The 24,241-nt window shown below is 62.4% G+C and carries 27 protein-coding genes and 1 pseudogene; 15 read left to right on the top strand and 13 right to left on the bottom strand.

All coding sequences use genetic code 11. The features are described from left to right. Positions 1–89: 89 nt before the first annotated feature. Positions 90–1,503, bottom strand: a pseudogene (locus HB777_11270) (circularly permuted type 2 ATP-grasp protein). A 273-nt stretch (positions 1,504–1,776) separates the two neighbouring features. After that, positions 1,777–2,013 (bottom strand): Lrp/AsnC family transcriptional regulator, encoded by a 237-nt coding sequence (locus HB777_11265; protein ID QND64434.1) that lies wholly within the window; start codon positions 2,011–2,013, stop codon positions 1,777–1,779. 274 nt (positions 2,014–2,287) lie between these two features. Here HB777_11265 and HB777_11260 point away from each other — a divergent pair, with 274 nt between their 5' ends. Then, positions 2,288–2,707, top strand: a complete 420-nt coding sequence (locus tag HB777_11260; GenBank protein ID QND64433.1) for a DUF4864 domain-containing protein — start codon at positions 2,288–2,290, stop codon at positions 2,705–2,707. A 4-nt stretch (positions 2,708–2,711) separates the two neighbouring features. Here HB777_11260 and tgt read toward each other — a convergent pair whose 3' ends face one another. From tgt to coaD, 7 genes are read right to left on the bottom strand one after another with little or no spacing between them, the layout of a single operon-like run. Then, on the bottom strand, positions 2,712–3,842 hold the full coding sequence (tgt, locus tag HB777_11255) for a tRNA guanosine(34) transglycosylase Tgt (GenBank protein QND64432.1): 1,131 nt from the start codon (positions 3,840–3,842) through the stop codon (positions 2,712–2,714). Beyond that, positions 3,835–4,104: a hypothetical protein gene (locus HB777_11250; GenBank protein ID QND64431.1), complete on the bottom strand. Its 270-nt coding sequence runs from the start codon at positions 4,102–4,104 to the stop codon at positions 3,835–3,837. The genes tgt and HB777_11250 overlap by 8 nt, the downstream gene beginning before the upstream one ends. Further along, positions 4,094–5,182: a tRNA preQ1(34) S-adenosylmethionine ribosyltransferase-isomerase QueA gene (queA, locus tag HB777_11245; protein QND64430.1), complete on the bottom strand. Its 1,089-nt coding sequence runs from the start codon at positions 5,180–5,182 to the stop codon at positions 4,094–4,096. Before queA ends, HB777_11250 begins: the two co-directional genes overlap by 11 nt. After that, positions 5,182–5,631, bottom strand: a complete 450-nt coding sequence (locus tag HB777_11240) for a DMT family transporter (GenBank protein ID QND64429.1) — start codon at positions 5,629–5,631, stop codon at positions 5,182–5,184. The genes queA and HB777_11240 overlap by 1 nt, the downstream gene beginning before the upstream one ends. A 12-nt stretch (positions 5,632–5,643) precedes the next feature. Further along, entirely contained in the window at positions 5,644–6,156 is a 513-nt protein-coding gene (locus HB777_11235; GenBank protein QND64428.1) for a peptidylprolyl isomerase, read from the bottom strand. Positions 6,157–6,198: 42 nt separating this feature from the next. Next, on the bottom strand, positions 6,199–6,786 hold the full coding sequence (locus HB777_11230; protein QND64427.1) for a peptidylprolyl isomerase: 588 nt from the start codon (positions 6,784–6,786) through the stop codon (positions 6,199–6,201). Between the two features lie 16 nt (positions 6,787–6,802). Continuing rightward, positions 6,803–7,303 (bottom strand): pantetheine-phosphate adenylyltransferase, encoded by a 501-nt coding sequence (gene coaD / locus HB777_11225; protein QND64426.1) that lies wholly within the window; start codon positions 7,301–7,303, stop codon positions 6,803–6,805. 298 nt (positions 7,304–7,601) lie between these two features. On the opposite strand from coaD, the gene HB777_11220 reads away from it, so the two are divergent. Then, positions 7,602–7,754 carry a hypothetical protein gene (locus HB777_11220; protein QND64425.1) on the top strand — a complete coding sequence of 51 codons (153 nt, stop codon included), beginning with the start codon at positions 7,602–7,604 and terminating at the stop codon, positions 7,752–7,754. A gap of 69 nt (positions 7,755–7,823) precedes the next feature. Here the strand turns inward: HB777_11220 and gyrA are convergent, their stop codons facing one another. Next, positions 7,824–10,628 (bottom strand): DNA gyrase subunit A, encoded by a 2,805-nt coding sequence (gyrA, locus tag HB777_11215; protein ID QND64424.1) that lies wholly within the window; start codon positions 10,626–10,628, stop codon positions 7,824–7,826. Between the two features lie 209 nt (positions 10,629–10,837). Between gyrA and HB777_11210 the strand changes: the two genes are divergently transcribed. Further along, positions 10,838–12,541 (top strand): SulP family inorganic anion transporter, encoded by a 1,704-nt coding sequence (locus HB777_11210; GenBank protein QND64423.1) that lies wholly within the window; start codon positions 10,838–10,840, stop codon positions 12,539–12,541. Further along, positions 12,538–13,161, top strand: coding sequence for a chromosome partitioning protein ParB (locus HB777_11205; protein ID QND64422.1), 624 nt, complete (start codon positions 12,538–12,540; stop codon positions 13,159–13,161). The genes HB777_11210 and HB777_11205 overlap by 4 nt, the downstream gene beginning before the upstream one ends. A 64-nt stretch (positions 13,162–13,225) precedes the next feature. Here the strand turns inward: HB777_11205 and HB777_11200 are convergent, their stop codons facing one another. After that, entirely contained in the window at positions 13,226–14,056 is an 831-nt protein-coding gene (locus HB777_11200) for a helix-turn-helix transcriptional regulator (GenBank protein QND64421.1), read from the bottom strand. An 86-nt stretch (positions 14,057–14,142) separates the two neighbouring features. Here HB777_11200 and HB777_11195 point away from each other — a divergent pair, with 86 nt between their 5' ends. The 3 genes from HB777_11195 to HB777_11185 all read left to right on the top strand — a co-directional run bounded on the left by HB777_11195 (position 14,143) and on the right by HB777_11185 (position 15,803). After that, positions 14,143–14,673: a hypothetical protein gene (locus HB777_11195; GenBank protein ID QND64420.1), complete on the top strand. Its 531-nt coding sequence runs from the start codon at positions 14,143–14,145 to the stop codon at positions 14,671–14,673. A 32-nt stretch (positions 14,674–14,705) separates the two neighbouring features. Next, a complete protein-coding gene (locus tag HB777_11190; protein QND64419.1) occupies positions 14,706–15,083 on the top strand; it encodes a VOC family protein in 378 nt (125 codons plus the stop codon). A gap of 90 nt (positions 15,084–15,173) precedes the next feature. Next, complete coding sequence (locus tag HB777_11185; GenBank protein QND64418.1) at positions 15,174–15,803, top strand: MarC family protein; 630 nt, start codon at positions 15,174–15,176, stop codon at positions 15,801–15,803. A 31-nt stretch (positions 15,804–15,834) separates the two neighbouring features. Here the strand turns inward: HB777_11185 and HB777_11180 are convergent, their stop codons facing one another. Together HB777_11180 and HB777_11175 are read right to left on the bottom strand one after the other, a co-directional pair. After that, on the bottom strand, positions 15,835–16,260 hold the full coding sequence (locus HB777_11180; protein ID QND64417.1) for an OsmC family protein: 426 nt from the start codon (positions 16,258–16,260) through the stop codon (positions 15,835–15,837). A gap of 135 nt (positions 16,261–16,395) precedes the next feature. After that, a complete protein-coding gene (locus HB777_11175; protein ID QND64416.1) occupies positions 16,396–16,923 on the bottom strand; it encodes a single-stranded DNA-binding protein in 528 nt (175 codons plus the stop codon). Positions 16,924–17,149: 226 nt separating this feature from the next. Between HB777_11175 and HB777_11170 the strand changes: the two genes are divergently transcribed. The 8 genes from HB777_11170 (at position 17,150) to HB777_11135 (ending at position 24,159) form a co-directional block, all read left to right on the top strand. Then, positions 17,150–17,464 carry a winged helix-turn-helix transcriptional regulator gene (locus HB777_11170; GenBank protein ID QND64415.1) on the top strand — a complete coding sequence of 105 codons (315 nt, stop codon included), beginning with the start codon at positions 17,150–17,152 and terminating at the stop codon, positions 17,462–17,464. Then, positions 17,461–17,937 (top strand): ATPase, encoded by a 477-nt coding sequence (locus HB777_11165; GenBank protein QND64414.1) that lies wholly within the window; start codon positions 17,461–17,463, stop codon positions 17,935–17,937. Before HB777_11170 ends, HB777_11165 begins: the two co-directional genes overlap by 4 nt. Before the next feature lie 24 nt (positions 17,938–17,961). Then, a complete protein-coding gene (locus HB777_11160) occupies positions 17,962–18,567 on the top strand; it encodes an ATP-dependent Clp protease proteolytic subunit (GenBank protein ID QND64413.1) in 606 nt (201 codons plus the stop codon). An 88-nt stretch (positions 18,568–18,655) separates the two neighbouring features. Continuing rightward, positions 18,656–18,955 carry a hypothetical protein gene (locus HB777_11155; protein ID QND64412.1) on the top strand — a complete coding sequence of 100 codons (300 nt, stop codon included), beginning with the start codon at positions 18,656–18,658 and terminating at the stop codon, positions 18,953–18,955. 227 nt (positions 18,956–19,182) lie between these two features. Then, positions 19,183–19,362, top strand: coding sequence for a hypothetical protein (locus HB777_11150; protein QND64411.1), 180 nt, complete (start codon positions 19,183–19,185; stop codon positions 19,360–19,362). Between the two features lie 536 nt (positions 19,363–19,898). Next, entirely contained in the window at positions 19,899–22,820 is a 2,922-nt protein-coding gene (gene uvrA, locus HB777_11145) for an excinuclease ABC subunit UvrA (GenBank protein QND64410.1), read from the top strand. Between the two features lie 34 nt (positions 22,821–22,854). Then, the gene (locus tag HB777_11140) at positions 22,855–23,325 is read left to right on the top strand and encodes a GNAT family N-acetyltransferase (protein QND64409.1); all 471 of its coding nucleotides are present in this window, start codon (positions 22,855–22,857) and stop codon (positions 23,323–23,325) included. Between the two features lie 27 nt (positions 23,326–23,352). After that, entirely contained in the window at positions 23,353–24,159 is an 807-nt protein-coding gene (locus HB777_11135) for a DUF72 domain-containing protein (GenBank protein ID QND64408.1), read from the top strand. Positions 24,160–24,241 lie beyond the last annotated feature (82 nt).

Genomic DNA, 24,241 nt, shown 5'->3' with positions numbered 1-24,241 from the left:
AACGTGCCCCGATTTTGAGCGAGTAGCGAATAGGGAGTAGCGAATAGGGAAGAATGCGTCTCATGATTGCTGCGTCCCCCCTGCTCGTCTCAATCATCCAACACCCAAGTATCTTTCGTCCCGCCGCCCTGAGACGAGTTCACAACCAGCGAACCTTCCTTCAGCGCGACACGTGTGAGGCCCCCGGGCACGATCTGGATGCGGTCGGAGACCAGCACATAAGGCCTGAGATCGACATGGCGTGGCGCCAGCCCCTTTTCCGTCAGGATCGGGCATGTCGACAGAGCCAGCGTTGGCTGGGCGATGTAATTCGAGGGTTTTGCCGCCAGTTTCTTGGCAAACGTCTCGCATTCCTTCTTGGTTGCCGCCGGCCCGACCAGCATGCCGTAACCGCCGGAACCGTGCACTTCCTTGATCACCAGCTCGTCGATGTGTTCGAGCACATATTTCAGGCTGTCCGGCTCCGAGCAGCGCCAGGTCGGAATGTTGCCGAGGATCGCCTTGCGGCCGGTGTAGAATTCGATGATCTCGGGCATGTAGGAATAGATCGCCTTGTCGTCGGCGATGCCGGTGCCCGGCGCGTTGGCGATGGTGATGTTGCCGGCGCGGTAGACATCCATGATGCCGGGCACGCCAAGCGCCGAGTCGGGCCGGAACGTCAGCGGGTCCAGATACAGAATCGTCCACGCGCCGGTAGAGCACATCGATCTGCTTGTAGCCTTCGGTCGTGCGCATGGCGACATGGCCATCGACGACGCGCAGATCCTGGCCCTCGACCAGTTGCACGCCCATCTGGTCGGCAAGGAAGGCGTGTTCGAAATAGGCGGAGTTGTAACTGCCGGGCGTCAGCACCGCGATGGTCGGCGCGCCCTTGGTGCTTTGCGGCCGCACGGCGGCCAGCGACTGGCGCAGAAGCTGCGGGTAGTTCTCCACCGGCCGCACCTTGATCTTCTGGAACAGCTCGGGGAACAGCTGCATCATCGTCTCGCGGTTCTCCAGCATGTAGGAGACGCCCGACGGCGTGCGTGCATTGTCTTCCAGCACGTAGAATTCGTCCTCTGAGATGCGAACGATGTCGACGCCGATAATGTGGGTATAGACGCCGGCCGGCGGCCTGACCCCTATCATTTCCGGCAGGAATGCCTCGTTCCTGGCGATCAATTCCCTGGGAACGCGCCCTGCCCGCAGGATCTCCTGGCGATGGTAGATGTCGTCGAGGAAGGCGTTCAGCGCCTGCACACGCTGCTCGATGCCTTGCGTGAGGCGGCGCCATTCATTGCCTGAAATGATGCGGGGAACGATGTCGAACGGGATCAACCGCTCGGAGGCTTCCTGCTCGCCATAGACGGCGAAGGTGATGCCGGTCTTGCGGAAGACGCGTTCGGCGTCCTGCATTTTCTCGGTCAGCCTGGCCGGATCCTGCTCCTTCAGCCAGCGATCATAAGCCGAATACGGTCTTCTCAATCCGGAGACTTCCGGAAGCATTTCATCGAACGCTGCCAATCGCATACTCCCCTGTGACGCCATTTCACTGGCGTCGCCGGAGAAAATCAAGCGCAATCGGTGATTTGGGAGATACGGGCGATCAGTATGTTGCGCCTGCCTAAAATTGAGGCAGTCGAAATATGACAGTAATCAGGCTTTGCCTCGTGTCCGGGCAAGTGCGTTTTGGCGGCTGGGGCATGATCCCGAAAAGTGGAATCCGGTTTTCGGAGAAGATCATGCTCAAACAAACAGATAGAGCCCCATCCCGATTCTATCGGGATGGAACGGGCTCTAGAAAGCGCGGAACGTCACCACGGTGAACGTGTCCTTGATGCCGGGGAGAATCTGCACCTTCTCGTTGACGAAATGGCCGACATCTTCCTCGTCGTCGACATAGAATTTGGCGAGCAGATCGTAGTTGCCGGCAGTGGAGTAGATTTCCGAAGCGATCTCGGCATCGGCAAGCGCGCTGGCAACCTCATAGGATTTGCCGAGCTCGCATTTGATCTGCACGAAAAACGCCTTCATGGCTTCGTCCCGCTAAACGTCCAAGTCCAGCGGCCCTTCTGGCAGACTGGAGGCGGGCTTTCAAGCGCTGGAATGAATGCTCAGCCGGCTCGGACCTGGGCTACGACCTCGCGCAGCTCCGCCACCGACATGCCGCGCGATGCTCGGAATCCGTCGAGGCGAGACGAATATTCGCCATCGCTGAAACCGCGAAGCACCGCCAAGCGTATGTTAGAATGCCTCCTGGACGGCATTTTTTGGAGAGGCAGCCTTCGAGGGACAACGGAGACAGGCCATGCGCCGCATGTTTTTCGCGTTCGCGTTCGTTCCACTCATTATGGCGTCGTCGGCATTCGCCGGTGATGCCGAGATCAAGGCAGGGCAGTCCGTCATCGATGGCCAGTTGAAGGCCCTTATCGCCAATGACGGCGCCACCGCCTACAGCTTCGCCGCCCCGAATGTGAAACGGATTTTCCCGACCGTCGACGCCTTCATGAACATGGTGACAAACGGCTACCCGCCGGTGCGCAAGCCGCAAACCTATTCCTTCGGCAAGGTCGAGGAGACGGCTCCGGGTTCGATCGTCCAGCAGGTGCTGATCGTCGGCCCCGACGGCAAGGACTACGAAGCGGTCTATACGTTGCAGCAACAGCCCGACGGCACGTTCCAGATCACCGGCTGCAGCCTGCGCGCCTCGAATTCGCTCAGCACTTGAAGTCTCACAGCAACGGGATATCGCCCTTCGCCCAGCCCTCGGTGATTTCCGCGCCGCGCGCTTCGAAGGTGCCGGCCTCGATGGCGGCGCGGATGTCCTGCATCAGCTTTTGATAGTAGGAAAGGTTGTTCCACGTCAAAAGCATGGCGCCGAGCGCCTCCTGCGAGCGCACCAGATGGTGCAGGTAGGCGCGCGAATAGTCCCGCGCGGCCGGGCAGTCGCTTTCCTCGTCCAATGGACGCGGATCGTCGGCATGGCGGGCGTTGCGCAGATTGACCTTGCCGCGCCTTGTGTAGGCAAGGCCGTGCCGACCGGCCCGCGTCGGCATCACGCAGTCGAACATGTCGATGCCGCGCGCCACCGATTTCAGGATATCGTCAGGCGTGCCGACGCCCATCAGATAGCGAGGCTTGTCATCAGGCAATTCCGGACAGGTGATGTCGAGCATTTCGAGCATCACCGCTTGCGGCTCACCAACGGCCAGGCCGCCAACCGCATAGCCCTTCAGCTCCATGGCGCTCAGCGCCTGCGCCGAACGCACCCGCAACGCCGCGTTGTCGCCGCCCTGCACGATACCGAACATCGCCTTGCCCGGCTGGTCGCCAAACGCCGTCTTGCAGCGCTCGGCCCAGCGCAGCGACAGCTCCATGGCGCGCTCGATCTCCTTCACCTCGGCCGGCAGCGCCGTGCATTCGTCGAGCTGCATCTGGATATCGGAATCGAGCAGTCCTTGAATCTCGATCGAGCGCTCCGGCGACATCTCGTAGGCGGCGCCGTCGATATGCGAGCGGAAGGTGACGCCCTTTTCGGTCAGCTTTCTCAGCTTCGACAGCGACATCACCTGGAAACCGCCGCTATCGGTCAGGATCGGATGCGGCCAGCGGGCGAATTCATGCAAGCCGCCGAGCCGCGCCACACGCTCGGCGCCGGGCCGCAGCATCAGATGGTAGGTGTTGCCCAGGATGATGTCGGCGCCGACACCGCGCACCTGGTCCATATACATCGCCTTGACGGTGCCGCCGGTGCCGACCGGCATGAAGGCCGGCGTGCGGATTTCGCCGCGCGGCATGTCGATCACACCGCGCCGCGCCTTGCCGTCAGTCGCCAGAACCTTGAAGCTGAACGGCTTAGTCATTGAATTCCTTGTCGTGGACCGGAGTGCCCGGTGCCTGCTTGTCGAGCGACTGGCGGTATTGGATGCAGCCGCGCATGAATTTGGGCCAGGGCGGCACGGCGATCGATGGTTCGGTCTTCTCCGGCAAAAGGTCCCACAGATCGGGGTGGTGCCAGCACAGATCATGGCCGGTCGCATCGCGATGCTGGCGAATGCCGGCGCGCAGTTTTTTCACCTCCGCGATCAGGGCATCGCGGTCCAGGCTCTCGAGATCATCGTCCATCGCTCGTCTCCGCTCGGAAAAGCAGGCTTGCGTCGCCATAGGAATAGAATCTGTAGCGGTTCTCGATCGCATGCGCATAGGCCGCACGCATCGTGTCGAGGCCGCTGAAGGCCGAAACCAGCATGAACAGCGTCGAGCGCGGTAGATGGAAATTGGTCATCAGCATGTCGGCGGTGCGAAAACGATAGCCGGGCGTGATGAAGATATCGGTCGGGCCGGACCATTCGGCGAGCGTGCCATCTGTCAGGGCGGCACTCTCCAGCAGGCGCAGCGAGGTCGTGCCGACGGCAATGATGCGTCCGCCCCTCGCCTTGGCCGCATTGAGCGCGTCAGCGGTTGCCTGACTGACCGAACCGGTCTCGGCATGCATCTTGTGGTCGGCGGTGTCGTCCGCCTTCACCGGCAGGAACGTACCGGCGCCGACATGCAAGGTGACAAAGCGGCGTTCGATGCCCTTGGCGTCAAGCGCTGCAAAAAGCTCCGGCGTGAAATGCAGGCCCGCTGTCGGTGCCGCGACGGCGCCTTCCTCGCGGGCATAGATGGTCTGGTAGTCGGCCCGGTCGCGTTCGTCGTCGTCGCGCTTCGAGGCGATGTAGGGCGGCAGCGGAATGTGGCCTACCGCGTGCAGCGCCTCATCAAGGAAAGGCCCCGACAGGTCGAAGCCGAGCAGTGCTTCGCCGCCCTCGCCTTTCTCGATCACCGTGGCGTCGAGCTGGCCAAGGAAACAGGAATTGCCGTCATGGCCGAAATGGATGCGATCGCCGGCGGCAATGCGCTTGCCCGGCCGCATGAAGGCCAGCCAGCGGTCCGGCGCCATGCGCATGTGCAGCGTGGCTTCGACCTGCGCCGCCGCCTCGCCGCGTCGCCTGACGCCCTTGAGCTGCGCCGGAATGACCTTGGTGTCGTTGAACACCAGCACGTCGCCAGCCCTGAGCAAGGACGGCAGGTCGCCAACCCTGCGGTCGTCGAGCTCTTCGCCGGGTTCGACCACCAGCATTTTGGCACTGTCGCGCGGCTCTGCCGGGCGCAGTGCGATGCGCTCCTCCGGCAGGTCGAAGTCGAAAAGATCGACGCGCATCAGTAGAGCCGGACGAGCAGCGCTCCGGCCAGCAGCAGCACCGCGCCGGCGACGCGGCCGAGCGAGATTTCACGCACCGCAACGCCAAGGAAGCCGATGCGGTCGATGAGCATGCCGGCCAGCAACTGGCCAGCGACCAGAAATGCCATCAGCGCGGCAGCGCCGATGCGTGGCGTCAGAATCGTCGACAGCGTGACATAGAAGCCGCCGAGCATGCCGCCGGCCACGAACAGCCAGGGCGCCGGGGCCTTCCAGTCGAGCGAGATGCCTTGCAGCTTCACCACCGTGACGGAGATGATACCGAGCACGATCGCGCCCGACAGGAACGAAAACGCAGCCGCCGCGACCGGGAGACCCAGGCCGCGCGCCAGCTGCGAATTGATCGGCGCCTGAATGGCAATGAAGGCGCCGGACAGGATGCCGAGAAGCGACCAGACGACGCCCATCATTGTCGTTTACCCTTACTTGACGTCGGCCGCGACCTTCAGCGACACGATCTTGTCGGGGTCCTGCACCGGCTCGCCGCGCTTGATCTTGTCGACATTGTCCATGCCTTCGATGACCTGGCCCCAGACCGTATACTGACGGTTGAGGAAGGCGGCATCGTCGAAGCAGATGAAGAACTGCGAATTGGCCGAGTTCGGGTTCTGCGACCGGGCCATCGAGCAGGTGCCGCGGCCATGGTTGGCGTTGGAGAATTCGGCCTTCAGGTCGGGCTTTTCCGAACCGCCCATGCCCGCGCGCGACGGCGCGAAGGAGGGCTTGCTGGAATTGCCAAACTTGACGTCGCCGGTCTGCGCCATGAAGCCCTCGATGACGCGGTGGAAGACCACGCCGTCATAGGCGCCTTCCCTAGCCAGTTCCTTGATGCGGGCGACATGGCCGGGCGCCAGGTCGGGGAAAAGTTCGATGACGACCTTGCCCTTGGTCGTTTCCAGAATGAGCGCGTTCTCGCGATCCTTGATCTCAGCCATGTCAGATATCCTTTTTCAGAAAAACAGAGTTATTTGACAATTTTACTTGTCTGCGGCGATGCGCACCTTGATCATCCGGTCGGGGTCGCTGACCGTGCCGTTGTCCGCCTGGTCGCCCTTCTTGATGTGGTCCACCAGTTCCATGCCGCTGACGACATTGCCGACGATGGTGTACTGGCCATCGAGCGGCGGCGCCGGCGCGAACATGATGAAGAACTGCGAATTGGCGGAGTTGGGGTCCTGCGAGCGGGCCATGCCGACCACCCCGCGCTTGTAGTGTTCGGTCTGCGAGAATTCAGCCGGCAGGTCGGGCAGGTCGGAACCGCCGGTGCCGACGGCCTCGGCGCTGAAACCCTTTTTCATATTGCCGAACTTGACGTCGCCGGTCTGCGCCATGAAACCGTCGATGACGCGATGGAAGGCGACATTGTCATAGGCGCCCTGGCGCACCAGCTTCTTGATCTGCTCGACATGCTTGGGCGCCAGATCGGGCCTCAGCGCAATGGTGACGTCGCCGTCCTTCAGCGTGATGATCATGGTGTTTTCCGGGTCGGCGGCGAAAGCCGAGACCGATGCGGTCACAAGACCGGCAAGCACAATGAGGAACGAGGCGAGCTTTTTCAGCTGCATATCTGTCTCCGGGGTCTTATTTCGTGAATTTGGCGGTGAGCGCGCCAGCGACAGCCGCCGGCACGAAGGGGCGGATGTCGCCTCCCATCGAGGCAATCTGGCGGACAAGTGTGGCGGTAATGGTGCGCACGGAAGGGCTGGCGGGCAGAAAAACCGTCTGCAGTTCAGGCGCCATGGTCTCGTTCATGCCGGCCATCTGCATCTCATAGTCGAGGTCGGTGCCGTCGCGCAGGCCGCGGATCATGATCGAGGCGCCCTGCTTCCTGGCCGCGTCGATGACCAGCCCGTCGAAGGCGACGACCTTGATGCGGGCGCCGTCGCTGCCGAATTCCGCCTTCGTCGCCGTCTCGATCAGCTTCACCCGCTCCTCAAAGGAAAACAGCGGTTGCTTGCCTGGATGGATGCCGATCGCCGCATAGACGATGTCGGCCACGGCCAGCGACGCCTTCAGCACGTCGAGATGGCCATTGGTCAGCGGGTCGAAGGAGCCGGCATAGAGGGCGATGCGTTCAGTCATGGCAGGTGCTTCTAATGCATGATCCCAAAAAGTGGAAACCGGTTTTTGGAAAAGATCATGCTCAAATGAAAGCTAGAGCCTGTTCCATCTTCCGTCCATCAAGATGGGACAGGCTCTAGCGAGCCTCTCTCGCAAAGGCAAATCCGATCGGCGCGCCGGCCGTGAACCTTTTCCGGCACATGAACGACAGATGAACACGCTGATCACGAAGCCTTCACGCAGCGTTCACTAGGTTGCACCTTAATAAGATGAAACCAAAATCCCATCTACCCGTTGTTAGGCGCAGGAGAACACGCACATGCTGATCTACATGCTCGCCACCGCAATGACCGTCGCCATGCTGATCGCCACCGTATTTGGGCTGCACCAGGAGGCACAGCGCGTCCGCGTCAGGGCAAACACCAAGCGCTTCGAAGGCTTCGGCCCCCGCAAGCCGTATCGTCACTACTGATAAAGCCTGAACTTGCTGCCGCGCCGGCCGATGGGCCGGCGTTGCTATGTCAAAACCTGGGTGCCGGACTTAGTCCGCACCCTCCGGACCGGCGTCAGGCGCCGGAGCGGCATCAGCACCGCCCTCGACGGTCTCTTCGCTTTCTTCGTCCGATTGCGGTTCCGAGATCCGCTCGACCGAAACCACCTTTTCACCTTCAGCCGTGTTGAAGATGGTCACGCCCTTGGTGGCGCGGCTGGCGAAACGGATGCCGTTGACCGGAACCCGGATGACGGTGCCGCCATCCGAGACCAGCATGATCTGGTCGTCATTGCCGACCGGGAAGGTCGCCACCAGCCGGCCGATCTCGGCTACCTTCGACACGTCGGTGGCACGGATGCCCTTGCCGCCGCGTCCCGTCAGCCGGAAATCATAGGACGAAGAGCGCTTGCCGTAGCCGAATTCGGTCACCGTCAGCACGTACTTCTCATGCGCCTTGAGGAACTCGTAGCGTTCGTCGGAAAGCTCCGTCTCCTCGCCGACCTCTTCATTGGTCAGCGCGATCTCTTCCTCTTCGCCGGCAGCGATTCCGGCGGCAAGCCGCCGTTCGGCCGCCGCCCGCTTGAGATAGGCTGCGCGCTCGGCCGGCGGCGCATCGACATTCTCGATCACCGACATCGAGATGATGCGGTCGGTCTCAGCCATGGTGATGCCGCGCACGCCGACCGAATTGCGGCTCTGGAAGACGCGCACGTCGCCGACCGAGAAGCGGATGCACTGGCCGGAACTGGCGGTCAGAAGCACGTCGTCATTGTCGGTGCAGGTCTCGACGCCAAGAATCTCGTCGCCATCCTCCTCCAGCTTCATGGCGATCTTGCCGTTGCGGTTGACCTGGACGAAGTCGGAAAGCTTGTTGCGGCGCACGGTGCCACGCGTGGTGGCGAACATCACGTCGAGCTCGCCCCAGCTGGTCTCGTCCTCGGGCAGCGGCATGATGGTGGTAATGCGCTCGCCCTGCTCCAGCGGCAGCATGTTGATCAGCGCCTTGCCGCGCGACTGCGGATTGCCGATCGGCAGCCGCCAGACCTTTTCCTTGTAGACGATGCCGCGCGAGGAGAAGAACAGCACCGGCGTATGCGTGTTGGCCACGAACAGCCTTGTGACGAAATCCTCGTCCTTGGTCGACATGCCGGAGCGGCCCTTGCCGCCGCGGCGCTGCGCCCGGTAGAGCGACAGCGGCACGCGCTTGATGTATCCGGAATGGCTCACCGTCACGACCATGTCCTCGCGCTGGATCAGGTCCTCGTCTTCCATGTCCGACCCACCATCGGTGAGCTCGGTGCGGCGCGGCGTGCCGAACTCGTCGCGCACGGCGGCAAGCTCGTCCTTGACGATCTGCTGGACGCGCGCGCGGGACGACAAAATGTCCAGATAATCAATGATTTCGGCGCCGATCGTGTTCAACTCGTCGGCGATTTCGTCGCGGCCGAGCGCGGTCAGGCGCTGCAGGCGCAGTTCGAGGATGGCGCGCGCCTGCTCCTCGGACAGATTGTAGGTGCCGTCCTCGTTGATGCGATGGCGCGGATCGTCGATCAGAAGGATCAGCGATTCGACGTCGCCGGAGGGCCAGCGCCGTTCCATCAACTGTTCGCGTGCCGTCTGCGGATCCGGCGCGGTGCGGATCAGCTTGATGACCTCGTCGATGTTGGCGACAGCGATGGCGAGACCGACCAGCACATGGGCGCGGTCGCGCGCCTTGCGCAGCAGGAATTTCGTCCGCCGGGTGATCACCTCTTCACGGAAAGCGACGAACGCCTTCAGCATGTCGGTCAGGTTCATCACTTCCGGCTTGCCGCCGTTCAGTGCCACCATATTGGCGCCGAAAGAGGTCTGCAGCGGCGTGAAGCGATAGAGCTGGTTGAGGATGACGTCGGCAACGGCGTCGCGCTTCAACTCGATGACGACGCGGTAGCCCTGACGGTCGCTCTCATCGCGAATGTCGGAAATGCCCTCGATGCGCTTGTCGCGCACCAGTTCGGCCATCTTCTCGATCATCGACGACTTGTTCACCTGGTAGGGAACTTCGGTGATGATGATCGACTCGCGGTCATTGCCGCGCTGTTCGATGTTGACGCGCCCACGCATGACGATGGAGCCGCGGCCGGTCGAATAGGCGCTGTAGATGCCGGAACGGCCAAGCACGATGGCGCCGGTCGGGAAATCCGGTCCCGGAATGATCTCCATCAGCGCCGGCAGGTCGATCGCCGGATTGTCGATGATGGCGATCGCGCCATTGCAGATTTCGCCGAGATTGTGCGGCGGGATGTTGGTCGCCATGCCGACGGCGATGCCGCCCGAACCGTTGACCAGAAGGTTGGGGAATCGTGCCGGCAGAACCTTAGGTTCGCTGCCGGACGCATCGTAAGTGTCCTGGAAATCGACGGTGTCCTTGTCGATATCCTCCAGAAGCTCATGCGCGACCTTGGTCAGCCGCGCTTCGGTGTAGCGCATCGCTGCCGGCGGATCGCCGTCGATGGAGCCGAAATTGCCCTGCCCGTCGATCAGCGGCACGCGCAGCGACCAGTCCTGCGCCATGCGCACCAAGGCGTCATAGATGGAAGCGTCGCCATGCGGATGGTATTTACCCATCACGTCGGCGACCGGACGCGCCGACTTCACATATTTGCGGTTCCAGTGGTAGCCGCTCTCATGGGCAGCGAAGAGAATGCGGCGGTGCACCGGCTTGAGGCCGTCGCGCACGTCGGGCAGCGCGCGGCTGACGATCACGCTCATGGCGTAATCGAGATAGGAACGCTGCATCTCCTCGACGATGGATATCGGCTCGATGCCGCTGGGGCCGCCGTCGGCGCCGCGCGGTGTCTTCTGGTCGGTCAAATCGGATCACAATCTAATCAGGAATCACTTGGTGCTTATATAGGAAGCAAGGCTGAAACTCCAACATGTCAGGCACTTTTCCAGTGTCATTTTTGGTGGTAATTTCAAATGGATACCACTGATTGCGACGATATGGCCAAGGCGGTTTTCGCCGCACTGAGGCAAAAGCCTGCAATGGACCGTTTTCCCCTGCGAAAGCCACGAGCGCGATGAATTGGACCCCGTGGCTGCCTTTGCGAGCACTGAGCGGTTGGCGAGCGCGGGACCTCAACAGCGATCTGGTCGCGGGCGTGACACTGGCGGCGATCGCCATTCCCGAACAGATGGCAACGGCCCGGCTGGGCGGCTTTGCCCCAGAGATCGGTTTCTTCGCCTTTGTTGCTGGTTCGGTGGCATTTGCCCTGTTCGGGGCCAATCGGCATCTCTCGTCCGGTGCGGATTCGACCATCACGCCCTTGTTTGCCGGTGGCCTCGCGATGCTCGCGGCATCCGGGTCGCCGCATTATCTGGCGTTGGCAGCCATGCTGGCGCTGATGGTCGGGCTGATCGTAACCCTGAGCGGTGTCTTCCGCCTTGGCTGGATCGCCGACCTTTTGTCGGTGCCGGTCACGACGGGTTTCCTGGCCGGCATCGCCGTCCACATCATCGTTTCGCAATTGCCTGGACTGCTCGGCCTGCCCTCCGAGAGCGGCGGAACCTTGCGGCGCATCGGTGAGATCGCCGGCAATCTCCATCTGACCAACCCCTGGAGCCTCGGGCTTGGTCTCAGCGTGTTCGCGATCGTCTTCTGCGCCGACCGGATCAGCGCCCGCATCCCCGGCGCGCTGATCGGAATGGTGCTCGCCACATCAGCGGTTGCCGCCTTCGGCCTTAGGGATCGCGGCGTCGAGGTGCTCGGCGCCTTGCCCAACGGCCTGCCACGGGCCGGCCTGCCGCTTGCCAGCCTCGACGATGTGCAGGCGCTGTTTCCACTGGCATTGCTGATCGCCATCGTCGTCATGGTCCAGACGGCGGCCACCTCCCGCTCCTTCGCGCCGCAGCAGGGCGAGGCTCCCGACGTCAATCGCGATTTCGTCGGTGTTGGCGCCGGCAGCATCGCATCCAGCCTGTTCGGCGCCTTTGCCGTCAATGCCAGTCCGCCGCGCACCGCAATCGTCGCCCAGTCGGGCGGCCGCTCGCAATTGTCCGGCCTCATTGCCGCGGCCATCGTGCTGGCGCTCGGTGCTTTCGGCGGCGGCCTGCTTGCCGATGTTCCGCAAGCCGCCCTTGCCGGTGTTCTGTTGTTCGTGGCGCAACACATTCTGCGCTGGAAGGTATTCGCCAATGTCTATCGGCAGGCGCCGGTCGAATTCGCACTGATCCTCATCACCATGGCGGCCATCGTCGTGCTGCCGATCGAGACTGGCGTGGCGATCGGCATCGGGCTGTCACTGCTGCACGGAATCTGGAGCGCGACCCGCACGCTTCCGATCGAACTGGAACAGGTGCCGGGCACTTCGGTGTGGTGGCCGCCCGGCACCCCGGCTGTCGGCGAACAGCTCTCCGGCGTGTTGGTCGCGGCATTCCAGGCGCCGCTGTCCTTCGTCAACGCTGACCGCTTCAAGCGCGGCCTTTGCGATCTCATCGACGCCAGGAGCGAAACCGTGAAGCTGGTCGTGCTGGAGGCCAGCAATATCGTCGAGATCGACTATACCGCCGCGCAAGCCCTGATAGACACCATCACCCATTGCCGCCAGTCGGGCGCGATCTTTGCTATCGCGCGATTGGAATCGCTGCGTGCCCAGGCGGCGCTGGCACGATTTGGCATTGCTGAAATGGTCGGCACGCAACGCATATTCCACAGCGTCGACGCGGCGATTAAATCACTTGGTCCGGGGAAACAGCAGCAGCAAGAACAGGATGGAGTGCCATGATTGACCCCCGAGAACCCATTGTCACACCGGTTCCCGTCGAGGAACTGAGGCCGACGCAGATAACGGTCGGCATGAGAGAAGTTGCGTTGAAGCGCCAGATGATCCGGGCGCAAGACGCCAAGAAGAAGACCGGCACTTTTCTCGGCAAACACATGGTGCCGGTCGTATTGGGTCCCAAAAATCGCAACTACGTTACCGATCACCATCACCTCGCTCGCGCTCTGCTCGAGGAAGGCGTCAAGGACGTGCTTGTGACCGTGATCAGCGACCTGTCCGCGCTCGACAAGGACGCGTTTCTTTTCGTGCTCGATAACAGAGGCTGGATGCACCCGTTCGATGAGAACGGCCGGCGCCGCGATTACGCGGCAATTCCGAAGACAATCGGCGAGCTGATCGATGATCCCTACCGGAGCATGGCGGGCGAACTACGTCGGATGGGCGGCTTTGCTAAGGACACGACGCCGTTCAGCGAATTCATCTGGGCGGATTTCCTTCGTCGGCGCATCGACCGCGATGCGGTGGCGAAGAACTTCGACAAGGCGATGAAAGAGGCGTTGGCGCTCGCCAAGGGCAAGGACGCGGACTATCTGCCGGGCTGGTGCGGGCCGACATCGGACTAAGCTGCAATGATATTCAGGTGATGCCGGCCTGACCTGAATCTCAACGCAGCTTATGCTGCAAGCTTCAGCGGGCCGCCGCGCGACGGCTGCGATACTGGCCCGGCGTCTCCCCCATGATCCGCCGAAAACGACGATTGAAGGTCGACAGATCGTTGAAGCCGGCCTCGAAGGCGATCGCCGAGACCGCATCGTCAGACATGCGCAGCCGCACCGCGGCCCTGTGCAGCCGCGTCTTGAGCAGGAATTGGTAGGGCGTCATGCCCGCGACCTGCCGGAAAATGCGCAGGAAATGATAGGGGCTGGTCGCCGTTTCGCCGGCAAGCGCCGAAAGCGAGACCGATCCGTCGGCGTCCAGTTCGATCCGCCGCACGGCCTCGGCAACCCGTTTCTGGTCGCGGCGGCTCGGCGCGCGCCTGACATGCGTAGCGCCGGTGGCAGCCGTCACGGCAGCACCGGAAATGCGCAGGGAAAGTTCCTCGAAGGCGTCGGTGTCGGCCATGTCGCGTGCGGTTTCCGCCTCGGCCAGCAAGGGCGCCAGGACCGGCAAAGGCGGCAGGCGCGCCGCCTCGAAGGCCAGCGTCCTGGCGCCCGGCACGCCGGCCGCGATCCGTTCCATGTAGGACGGCCCGAAATGGAACGAGAGGCAACGGTCGCCGCTGCCATGCTCGTGCCCGCATTCGTAACAGGTGCCGGGATTGCCGAGCAGGAGCGCACCCGGCGCCAGCATCGCCGTGCCCTGTTGGGCGCGGTAGCGAAACGTGCCGCTGGTGACCGCAGCGATGCAGAAATCCTGATGCGCTTCCTCGAACGGTCGGTCGCCGGCGCCAGCCGTGCAGACCACATCCGTCACGTGCCAGCCGGGTCCGGATGCGAGCGTATGCGTGGTCGCTGTCATGGCCGGAATATAGCAATTTTTCCCAAGCCCAGAACCCCGTCACGGCCTACTCCTAATGGTCTCCTGACAAGAAGAGACCGCAAGCCATGTCCGACCCCTTTGCCGAAGCCCTGCACAGCCCCGGACCGGCAGAAGGGCTTGCCGAAAAACTGAGCCTTTACGGCCGCTTCGTCGGCGCCTGGACATTCGACGCCTCGCGCCATCTCGAGGACGGCACGGTGCTGACCGGGCGTGGTGAGGTGCATTTCGGCTGGGTGCTCGAAGGCCGGGCGATCCAGGATGTCTGGATCCTGCCCGCGCGAAACACTGGCTCCCAGCCTTCGCTCGGCAAATGGACTTTCTATGGCACGACGCTGCGCGTCTATGATCCCGGCGTGGATGCCTGGCACATCTTCTGGAGCGATCCGCGCAACCAGTATTTCAGCCGCCAGCTCGGCCGCGCCGAGGGCGACAGGATCGTGCAAGTGGGCGCCGACGGCACCGGTTCATCGGTGCGCTGGAGCTTTTCCCGCATCACCGAAGACAGCTTCCGCTGGCTTGGCGAGCGCTCGAACGACAATGGCGCGACATGGCGGCTGGAAGTCGAGTTCCTGGCGCGCAAAGCAACAACAAGCTGATGCCGCAAAACATTGTAACAATGGAGAAAATCATGTTCGATCATATCTCGATCGGTGTCCGCGATGCCGCTGCCTCCAAGCGTTTCTACGACGCTGCCCTGAAGCCGCTCGGCTACAGCTGTCTGAGCCAGTCACCGGGCTCGCTTGGTTATGGCGCTCAAAACGTCGTGTTATGGGTGAACGAAGCGGCTCGGCCTGTGCCGTCAGACGATAAATCAGGCCTGCATTTCTGCTTCGCCGCGCCAACGCGGGCCAGCGTCGACGCTTTCCATGCCGGCGCCTTGCGCGAAGGCGCCAGTGACAATGGCGCGCCGGGCCTGCGCGCCGACTATGGCGACAATTACTATGCCGCCTTTGTCGTCGACCCGGACGGCTATCGCATCGAGGCCTATTGCGGCGCTGCCGGATAAACCCGGTTTCGTTGTCCTGACAGTTCCCACCGACCGGGCTTTGCTCTACCAATATGCTGGTACGGGCTCGGCCCGGCGGGAGGGTCAGAGATGCCGAGTTTCGACAGCCTGTTCAACGCCTTCGTCACCATTCTCGTGACCATCGATCCGCCCGGCCTGGCGCCGCTGTTCCTCGCCGTGACGCGAGGCATGAACCGCGAGGAGCGCCAGCAGGTTTCCGTCCGCGCCTCGATCATCGGTTTCCTGGTGATGGCACTGTTTGCGGTTGCCGGCGCCTCGATCCTGTCGGTGTTCGGCATCACGCTGCCGGCCTTCCGCGTCGCCGGCGGTTTTCTCTTGTTCTTCATCGCCTTCGAAATGGTGTTCGAGCGTCGGCAGGACCGCAAGGAGAAGATCGGCGACGTCGCCATCACCAAGGACATGATCCACAACATCGCCGCCTTCCCGCTGGCGATCCCGCTGATTGCCGGACCCGGCGCCATTTCGGCGACGGTGCTGCTCTCCGGTTCGTTCCAGGGCTTTGCCGCGCAGGCCGCACTTGTCGGCATCATCTTCGTCTGCCTCGCCATCACCTATCTGGTGTTCGTGCTGTCGGAACGGATCGACCGCATCCTCGGCCAGACCGGCCGCTCGATCCTGACCCGGCTGCTCGGCGTCATCCTGGCGGCACTTGCCGTGCAGTTCGTGGCGGATGGCATCAAGGCGCTGATGGCCGGCTGACCGATAGTGCCTACTGCCTACTGCCTACTGCCTACTTCACCGTCGTGTCGATCACTTCAAAATCATGCGTGATCGTGGCGGTCTTGGCCAACATCGCCGAGGCCGAGCAATATTTTTCGATCGAGAGGTCGATTGCCCGTTTGACCTTGTCGGGCGAGAGCGCCCTGCCCTTGACGATGAAATGCATGTGGATGCGTGTAAAAACCCTGGGCTCGGTTTCGGCCCGGTCGGAGTCGAGTTCGACGACGCAGTCCTCGATCGCCTCACGCCCCTTTTCCAGGATATGGACGACATCATAGGCCGAACAGCCGCCGGTGCCGATCAGCACCAGCTCCATCGGGCTCGGTCCCGGCGTCTTGCCGTCCGGTCCGTGGGCGGTTCCGAGCACGACCTTGTGGCCGCTGCCGGACTCGCCGACGAAGGTGCGCTCCTCGACCCATTTTACGCGTGCTTTCATCGAACTCGTCCTTCGCCATATTTCGTTGATCGCCAAGTCAGGGTTCAATTCGACAATGCAAAACCCCGAAAGTCCATGACGGACTCTCGGGGCGCAATGTTTGACTTAAGCCAAAAATAACATCTGCTGTTGCGATCAGAACGGGATTTCGTCGTCCAGTTCGCGCGACGAGCCGCCACCGCCGCCGCCCCTCGGCGCGCTGCCGCCGCCACCACGATTGAAGCCTTCACTCGGGCTGGACTGGCCGAAATCGGAACCACGGCTGCTGCCGCCGCCGGCATAGCCGCCGACCTGACCGCCCTCACCCTGTCCGCGCGCGTCGAGCATCTGAAGCTCGCCGCGGAATTTCTGCAGCACGACTTCGGTCGTGTACTTGTCGGCGCCGGTCTGGTCCTGCCATTTGCGCGTCTGCAACTGGCCCTCGACATAGACCTTCATGCCCTTCTTCAGATACTGCTCGGCGACCTTGGCGATGCCCTCGTTGAAGATGACGACGTTGTGCCACTCGGTCTTTTCCTTGCGCTCGCCCGAATTCTTGTCGCGCCAGCTTTCCGACGTCGCAATACGGATGTTGACGACCGGCTCTCCCGAGTTCAGCCGGCGGATTTCAGGGTCCGCACCGAGGTTGCCGACCAGAATGACCTTGTTGACGCTACCCGCCATGATATTTCTCCGCGCTCATCCGAAACAAATTTTTGTCGCAGCACCTTACAGGCTGCAGACGTCAGCCGCCTGCCATGGCTGCCTTTACCCACAAGGTTTTTGTTCCCTGTTCGTTCTTATCCGCATCCCTGCATATTGTCAAGGAATGGCAGCAATGTCCGAAGCCCTCATATGGGTCCGAAAAGAACGCTTGCCAAATCAATAAGTGTAGACTTATGCTTTGGTCATGATCGAAGCAGAGATTTTCCGCGCCCTGGCCGACCCGACGCGTCGCGCCGTCTTTGAGCGGCTCGCCGCCGGCGAGATGAGCGTATCGGAATTGCGCACCGGCATGACGGTGTCGCAGCCGGCGGTGTCGCAGCATCTGGCGGTGCTGCGCGGCGCCGGCCTGGTGGTCGAGCGGCGTGCCGGCCGCAACGCCTTTTACCGCGCCGACCCGCAGGGGCTCGCCCCCTTGCTCTCCTGGATCGAACGCTACCGGACCTTCTGGCCGGAACGCATCGAAAGGCTGAAGACGGTTTTGAAGGACATGGATCAATGACCCACGAAGGCCCGAGCGAAATAAGCCCGGACGCACTCGAGTTCGAGTACGACCTTGCCGAGCCGCCGGAAAAGGTCTGGCGGGCCCTGACAGTGCCGGAGCTGCTCGCCGCCTGGATGATGCCGAACGACATCCGCCCCGAGATCGGCAACCATTTTGCCTTCGCCGGTCCGGATGCGCCGATCGAATGCGAAATCCTCGACGCCGAGCCCGAGAAGCTGCTGCGCTATTCTTGGCGGGAGCAGCCGGGCGACGCCGCGCGGCAAGATCCGCTCGACAGCACCGTCACCTTTACGCTTGCGCGCACCGTTTCCGGCGGGACGCATCTGCGCATCGTCCATGACGGCTTTGCCCGCAAGGCCATGCCTGCCGTCGCCATGGCAGGCGCCGGCTGCCGGCTTTCGCTCGATGCAAACAGGTCACCTAGGCCAATCGCCGCAAACACGCCTCGCCTCCTGCTGCGCGCGGCCTGAAAACAAAACAGACGGAGAGAGACAATGAGCGGTGTTGCCAATCTGGTGCCGATGGTGATCGAGCAATCGAGCCGCGGCGAACGTGCCTTCGACATCTTTTCTCGGCTGCTGCGCGAGCGCATCGTCTTCATCAACGGCGAGATCAACGACGACATCTCGGCGCTGGTCTGCGCGCAGCTGCTGTCGCTGGAATCCGACAACCCCGATAAGGAGATCTCGCTCTATATCAATTCGCCGGGCGGCGTGGTCACCAGTGGTTTCGCCATCTACGACACGATGCAATATATCAGCTGCCCGGTATCCACCGTGTGCATGGGCTTTGCCGCCTCGATGGGTTCGTTCCTGTTGATGGCCGGCACGCCGGGGCGTCGCATCTCGCTGCCGAACGCCACCATCCTGCTGCATCAGCCGCTGGGCGGGTTCCAGGGCCAGGCCTCCGACATCCAGCGCCATGCCGAGCGCATCGGCCAGACGAAACGGCATATGGCCGAACTCTACGCGCAGCATTGCGGCCGCAGCTATGAAGAGGTCGAGCGCACGCTGGACCGCGACCACTTCATGACGGCCAGAGAGGCCCAGGCATGGGGCATCGTCGACCATGTTTTCGACACCCGCAAAAAGGCGGCATAAAGCCAGGCCGGATAGGAATCCGGCTGGTTGCCGAAGATTTGACGATGCCGGTCTGGTTCCATCGGCGGCGCGCCACTATAATCAGGCGATGACCGACACTCATCCGTCCAGACCATTGCACCGCGTCATCGCCGTCGGGCTGCTCGCTTTTGCCGGCCTCGTGAGCGCCGCGGCTTTTGCAGAGGACAGTTCGCCGGCACAGAAAGGCGCCCTGCCCGGCGTGACCGGCGACTATCGCATCGCCAAGCCGGCTCCCAAGCCCGAACCCGACGACGCGTTTCCCAGCAACGGTAACGGCCAGTTCAAGATCGGCGATACGGATGTCAGGATTTCCGGCAGCATCACGGTTGATGTCGGGGTGGGCGCGATCAAGCCGTCCAATCGGTAGGGTTTGAACCTTACGAGCGTCGGCGCCGCCCCTCACCTGCCTGCCGGCATCCTCTCCCCGTATAGTGACGGGGAGAGGGACGCTATCATCGACGCTTTCGCCAATCGCCAGCGCTGCAAGAAGGGTACCAAGGTTGCGGCCAGCGTCTTTCTCCCCGTCACTATACGGGGAGAAATGCCCGACAGGGCAATGAGGGGCGGCGCCGACGCTCGCAATTGGCTGCCTCAATGAAATTTGATTACGCGATTGCTGCGCAGGCACGAGATGATCTCGAACATAAAAACGGCCCCGCCGTGCTTTGCGCAAACGGACGGGGCCTTTTGGATCTCAAATCCAATTTTGCCGGGAGTGTACTGCCGGCGTTTGATTTCGGATGCATCGCGGCATTCCGCCGTCGATCCGACTAGCAGTCTCTGATTTTTACGGGAGATGGCAGGTCACGGTTTGCCGGCTGGCGAAAACGCTAAACCCTGGCACTTATGCCTGCCGCGGCTCCAGTGACAACTGGAACCCTAGGGGACGATCCGGTGGCGTCATGGCTCCGCTCCTGTGTCCGTTGCGACGTTGTTGTCCCGAAGCACAAATCGCAAATGCCTGCGGCGTCTCGCAGGCCGCCTGTGGGCGGCGAGGCCATCGAAAGACGGCCGGCTTCGTTGACTGTTGGAGTCTGCTCCCCTGAGTCGGGGACGTCAACCATCAATAGCCGGTTACCGAAAAACGTGATCGCCGGGAGGTTACGTACAAGTCAAGTTTTTTGCACAGCTTTGTCAGGAGCGTGTTCGGCCTTTGTTCTTTCCGCTTGCCCGTGCACGCGAAAGACGGTTAAACGCTTTTGTCGGGAATTGTGGCGTCTCTCGACGTGGCGGCAAAACTACCTACATAGGGGATGGCCGGGAAAACCCGCCATTCCAGGAAATTCCAGATTCTGAGGCGGCGACCGGCTATGGCCGACCATAAATATCTTTCCATTCGCGGGGCGCGCGAACACAATCTGAAGAATGTCGATCTCGACCTGCCGCGTGACAGCCTGATTGTCATGACCGGCCTGTCGGGTTCCGGCAAATCGTCGCTTGCCTTCGACACCATCTACGCCGAAGGCCAGCGCCGCTATGTCGAAAGCCTGTCCGCCTATGCGCGGCAATTCCTCGAAATGATGCAGAAGCCTGATGTCGACCAGATCGACGGCCTGTCGCCTGCCATTTCCATCGAGCAGAAGACCACCTCGAAGAACCCGCGTTCGACCGTCGGCACCGTCACCGAGATCTACGACTACATGCGGCTTCTGTTCGCCCGCGTCGGCATTCCCTATTCGCCGGCCACCGGCCTGCCGATCGAGAGCCAGACGGTTTCCCAGATGGTCGACCGCGTGCTGGCGGTCGAGGAAGGCACGCGCCTGTTCATCCTGGCGCCGATGGTGCGCGGCCGCAAAGGCGAGTACCGCAAGGAATTGCTGGAACTGCAGAAGAAGGGCTTTCAGCGCGTCAAGGTTGACGGCGTCTTCTATGAGATCGCCGACGTGCCGGCGCTCGACAAGAAGTACAAGCATGACCTCGACGTCGTCGTCGACCGTATCGTCGTGCGCGGCGATCTGGCGACGCGGCTCGCCGATTCCATCGAGACGGCGCTGAAACTGGCCGATGGGCTGGCGGTCGCCGAATTCGCCGACAAGCCGCTCGATTCCAGCCAGACCGGCGAGGACTCGGTCAACAAATCGAAGAACGAGACGCATGAGCGCATCCTGTTCTCGGAAAAGTTCGCTTGCCCGGTCTCCGGCTTCACCATTCCGGAAATCGAACCCCGGCTGTTCTCGTTCAACAACCCGTTCGGCGCCTGCCCGACCTGCGACGGTCTCGGCAGCCAGCGCGCCATCGACGGCAATCTGATCGTGCCGGACGAAAACATCTCGCTGCGCGACGGCGCCGTCAGCCCGTGGGCGAAGTCGACCTCGCCCTACTACGCGCAGACGCTTGAAGCGCTGGGCAAGGCCTATGGCTTCAAGCTCGGCGACAAGTTCAAGGATCTGACCACGGAAGCGCAGGAGGCCATCCTGCGCGGCACCGGCGAGCGCGAGATCACCTTCCAGTATGATGACGGCCTGCGCTCCTACAAGACGACGAAAACCTTTGAAGGCGTCATCCCCAATCTCGAGCGGCGCTGGAAAGAGACCGAATCCGCCTGGATGCGCGAGGAGATCGAGCGCTTCATGTCGGCCACCCCATGCCCGGTCTGCAAGGGGTATCGGCTGAAGCCCGAGTCGCTGGCGGTGAAAATCGCCGGCAAGCACATCGGCGAAGTCACCGAGCTGTCCATCCGCAAGGCCGACCAGTGGTTCACCGACCTGCCCGCGTCGCTCAACGACAAGCAGAACGAGATCGCGGTGCGGGTCTTGAAGGAGATCCGTGAGCGGCTGCGCTTCCTCAACGATGTCGGGCTCGACTATCTGACGCTGTCGCGCAATTCCGGCACGCTGTCGGGCGGCGAGAGCCAACGCATCCGGCTGGCGTCGCAGATCGGCTCCGGCCTTACCGGCGTGCTCTATGTGCTGGACGAGCCGTCGATCGGCCTGCATCAGCGCGACAATGCCCGCCTGCTCGATACGCTCAAGCACCTGCGCGACATCGGCAACACGGTGATCGTCGTCGAGCACGACGAGGACGCCATCCTGCATGCCGACTATGTCGTCGACATGGGTCCGGCCGCCGGTATCCATGGCGGCGAGATCATCGCCCAGGGCACGCCGCAGCAGGTGATGGCCAATCCCAATTCGATCACCGGCAAATATCTGTCGGGCGCACTCGAAGTGGCGACGCCCGGCGTGCGGCGCGAAGCCAAGAAGAACCGGCGCCTGAAAATCGTCGGTGCGCGCGGCAACAATCTGAAGAACGTCACCGCCGAAATCCCGCTCGGCACCTTCACCGCCGTGACCGGCGTGTCGGGCGGCGGCAAGTCGACCTTCCTGATCGAGACGCTATTCAAGGCTGCGTCGCGCCGCATCATGGGTTCGCGCGAACATCCTGCCGATCATGACCGCATCGAGGGCCTCGAATTCCTCGACAAGGTCATCGACATCGACCAGTCGCCGATCGGGCGCACGCCGCGTTCGAACCCCGCCACCTATACCGGCGCCTTCACGCCAATCCGCGACTGGTTCGCTGGCCTGCCCGAAGCCAAGGCGCGCGGCTATCAGCCGGGACGCTTCTCGTTCAACGTCAAGGGCGGTCGCTGCGAGGCCTGCCAGGGCGACGGCGTCATCAAGATCGAGATGCATTTCCTCCCCGACGTCTACGTCACTTGCGACGTCTGTCACGGCAAGCGCTATAACAGAGAGACGCTCGATGTCGTGTTCAAGGGCAAGTCGATCGCCGACGTGCTCGACATGACGGTCGAGGAAGGCGTCGACTTCTTCGCCGCCGTGCCCGGCGTGCGCGACAAGCTCGAAACGCTGAAGCAGGTCGGCCTCGGCTACATCCACATCGGCCAGCAGGCGACGACGCTGTCGGGCGGCGAGGCGCAGCGCATCAAGCTGGCCAAGGAACTGTCGCGCAAGGCGACCGGCAAGACGCTGTACATCCTGGACGAGCCGACCACCGGCCTGCATTTCCACGACGTCGCCAAGCTGTTGGAAGTGCTGCATGAACTGGTCGACCAGGGCAACACGGTGGTCGTCATCGAGCACAATCTCGAGGTGATCAAGACCGCCGACTGGGTGCTCGACCTCGGCCCCGAAGGCGGCGACGGCGGCGGCGAACTGGTCGCACAGGGCACACCGGAAGCCATCGTGCGCGAAAAGCGCAGCTACACCGGCCAGTTCCTCAAGGAACTGCTGGAGCGGCGCCCCGGAGGCAAGCGCGAAGCGGCGGAGTGATGATCGGACCGGTTGGCGCCTGGAGAGCTTTTGAATGACAATCAGAAGAGCGCTTGCCGGTGATCTCCAAGCTATCGTCTCGCTGACGGAAGCGGCCTATGCGCCCTACACCGCCTTGTTCGGCGCGCCGCCGATCCCGGTCACCGAAGACTATGCGCCGCGCATCGAGGGCGGCGAAGTCTGGCTTCTCGAGGACGGCGACAGGTTAGCCGGACTGCTCACCCTGGAGCGGCACGACGACCACGCGATGATCTTCTCCATCGCGGTCTCCCCTGACTTTCAGGGCAAAGGCTTCGGCATTGCGTTGCTGAAACACGCGGACGAACAGACGCGGCTGTGGCGCCTGCCCGAGGTGCGGCTCTACACCAACGCCAGGATGGAGCGGAACATCGCGCTCTATCTGGCCTATGGTTTCCACGAAACGGGTCGCCGGCCCAATCCCTACCGGCCAGGATGGGTGCTCGTCGACATGGCCAAAACCGTCGATGAGATCACCGCGGCCTGATCTTTTTCAGCATTTGGGAGGATGACAATGAGCACATCGGGAACAATCCGCGCCGGCATGGGCGGCTGGACCTTCGAGCCCTGGGATACGTCCTTCTATCCCGACAAGCTTTCCAAGGCCAAGCAGCTGAACTACGCCACTCGCCAGGTGCCGAGCATCGAGGTCAACGGCACTTATTATTCCAGCTTCAAGGAGCCGACCTTCGTCAAATGGGCCAGCGAGGCGCCAGACGGTTTCGTCTATGCGCTGAAGGGCAACCGCTTCGTCACCAACCGGCGCGTGCTCGGCGAGGCCGGCGAATCGATGATGCGTTTCCTCGGCTCGGGCGTGGCCGCACTCGGCGAAAAGCTCGGGCCGATCCTGTGGCAGTTCGCGCCGACCAAGAAATTCGATCCCGACGATTTCGAAGCCTTCCTGAAACTCTTGCCGGAAAAGCAGGACGGCGTTGCGCTGCGCCATGCGCTTGAAGTACGCAACGACAGTTTCATCGTGCCGGAATTCGCTGCCCTGGCGCGCAAATACAAGACGGCAATCGTCTATGCCGACCATGCCAAATATCCTGATATTGCCGACATCACCGGCGATTTCGTTTATGCCCGGCTGCAGACCGGCAGCGACGACAATCCCGACTGCTACACTCCGAAGGGCCTCGATGAATGGGCCGCACGTGCGAAGGTCTGGGCGGAAGGCAAGGTTCCTGCGGACCTGCGGCGCGCCGATCCTTCGACCGAGGCGCCGGTCAAGCCGCGCGACGTGTTCGTCTACTTCATCACCGAGGGCAAGGTGCGCGCGCCGTTCGGCGCCATGGCGCTGATGAAGCGCGTGGCAGACTGACGAGCAAAGCGCGTCTCCTATGCGTTTTGCGCGTAGCAAAGCGCCTGATCGTGGCGCATTCAGCGCCATCGTAACCATATCG

Source organism: Mesorhizobium loti (assembly GCA_014189435.1).
Lineage (GTDB): Bacteria > Pseudomonadota > Alphaproteobacteria > Rhizobiales > Rhizobiaceae > Mesorhizobium > Mesorhizobium loti_G.
This window is presented reverse-complemented; position numbering and strand designations above follow the sequence as displayed.

Excerpts from the sequence above, each read along its gene's own strand:
- uvrA (QND64410.1), top strand. The coding sequence starts at position 19,899 with ATGGCCGACCATAAATATCTTTCCATTCGCGGGGCGCGCGAACACAAT.
- HB777_11205 (QND64422.1), top strand. The coding sequence starts at position 12,538 with ATGATTGACCCCCGAGAACCCATTGTCACACCGGTTCCCGTCGAGGAA.
- HB777_11135 (QND64408.1), top strand. The coding sequence starts at position 23,353 with ATGAGCACATCGGGAACAATCCGCGCCGGCATGGGCGGCTGGACCTTC.
- HB777_11200 (QND64421.1), bottom strand. The coding sequence starts at position 14,056 with ATGACAGCGACCACGCATACGCTCGCATCCGGACCCGGCTGGCACGTG.
- HB777_11165 (QND64414.1), top strand. The coding sequence starts at position 17,461 with ATGACCCACGAAGGCCCGAGCGAAATAAGCCCGGACGCACTCGAGTTC.
- HB777_11150 (QND64411.1), top strand. The coding sequence starts at position 19,183 with ATGAAATTTGATTACGCGATTGCTGCGCAGGCACGAGATGATCTCGAA.
- HB777_11155 (QND64412.1), top strand. The coding sequence starts at position 18,656 with ATGACCGACACTCATCCGTCCAGACCATTGCACCGCGTCATCGCCGTC.
- HB777_11180 (QND64417.1), bottom strand. The coding sequence starts at position 16,260 with ATGAAAGCACGCGTAAAATGGGTCGAGGAGCGCACCTTCGTCGGCGAG.
- HB777_11195 (QND64420.1), top strand. The coding sequence starts at position 14,143 with ATGTCCGACCCCTTTGCCGAAGCCCTGCACAGCCCCGGACCGGCAGAA.
- HB777_11250 (QND64431.1), bottom strand. The coding sequence starts at position 4,104 with ATGGACGATGATCTCGAGAGCCTGGACCGCGATGCCCTGATCGCGGAG.
- tgt (QND64432.1), bottom strand. The coding sequence starts at position 3,842 with ATGACTAAGCCGTTCAGCTTCAAGGTTCTGGCGACTGACGGCAAGGCG.
- HB777_11230 (QND64427.1), bottom strand. The coding sequence starts at position 6,786 with ATGCAGCTGAAAAAGCTCGCCTCGTTCCTCATTGTGCTTGCCGGTCTT.
- HB777_11210 (QND64423.1), top strand. The coding sequence starts at position 10,838 with ATGAATTGGACCCCGTGGCTGCCTTTGCGAGCACTGAGCGGTTGGCGA.
- HB777_11240 (QND64429.1), bottom strand. The coding sequence starts at position 5,631 with ATGATGGGCGTCGTCTGGTCGCTTCTCGGCATCCTGTCCGGCGCCTTC.
- HB777_11260 (QND64433.1), top strand. The coding sequence starts at position 2,288 with ATGCGCCGCATGTTTTTCGCGTTCGCGTTCGTTCCACTCATTATGGCG.
- coaD (QND64426.1), bottom strand. The coding sequence starts at position 7,303 with ATGACTGAACGCATCGCCCTCTATGCCGGCTCCTTCGACCCGCTGACC.
- HB777_11220 (QND64425.1), top strand. The coding sequence starts at position 7,602 with ATGCTGATCTACATGCTCGCCACCGCAATGACCGTCGCCATGCTGATC.
- HB777_11190 (QND64419.1), top strand. The coding sequence starts at position 14,706 with ATGTTCGATCATATCTCGATCGGTGTCCGCGATGCCGCTGCCTCCAAG.
- HB777_11140 (QND64409.1), top strand. The coding sequence starts at position 22,855 with ATGACAATCAGAAGAGCGCTTGCCGGTGATCTCCAAGCTATCGTCTCG.
- HB777_11170 (QND64415.1), top strand. The coding sequence starts at position 17,150 with ATGATCGAAGCAGAGATTTTCCGCGCCCTGGCCGACCCGACGCGTCGC.
- HB777_11185 (QND64418.1), top strand. The coding sequence starts at position 15,174 with ATGCCGAGTTTCGACAGCCTGTTCAACGCCTTCGTCACCATTCTCGTG.
- HB777_11265 (QND64434.1), bottom strand. The coding sequence starts at position 2,013 with ATGAAGGCGTTTTTCGTGCAGATCAAATGCGAGCTCGGCAAATCCTAT.
- queA (QND64430.1), bottom strand. The coding sequence starts at position 5,182 with ATGCGCGTCGATCTTTTCGACTTCGACCTGCCGGAGGAGCGCATCGCA.
- HB777_11175 (QND64416.1), bottom strand. The coding sequence starts at position 16,923 with ATGGCGGGTAGCGTCAACAAGGTCATTCTGGTCGGCAACCTCGGTGCG.
- HB777_11235 (QND64428.1), bottom strand. The coding sequence starts at position 6,156 with ATGGCTGAGATCAAGGATCGCGAGAACGCGCTCATTCTGGAAACGACC.
- HB777_11160 (QND64413.1), top strand. The coding sequence starts at position 17,962 with ATGAGCGGTGTTGCCAATCTGGTGCCGATGGTGATCGAGCAATCGAGC.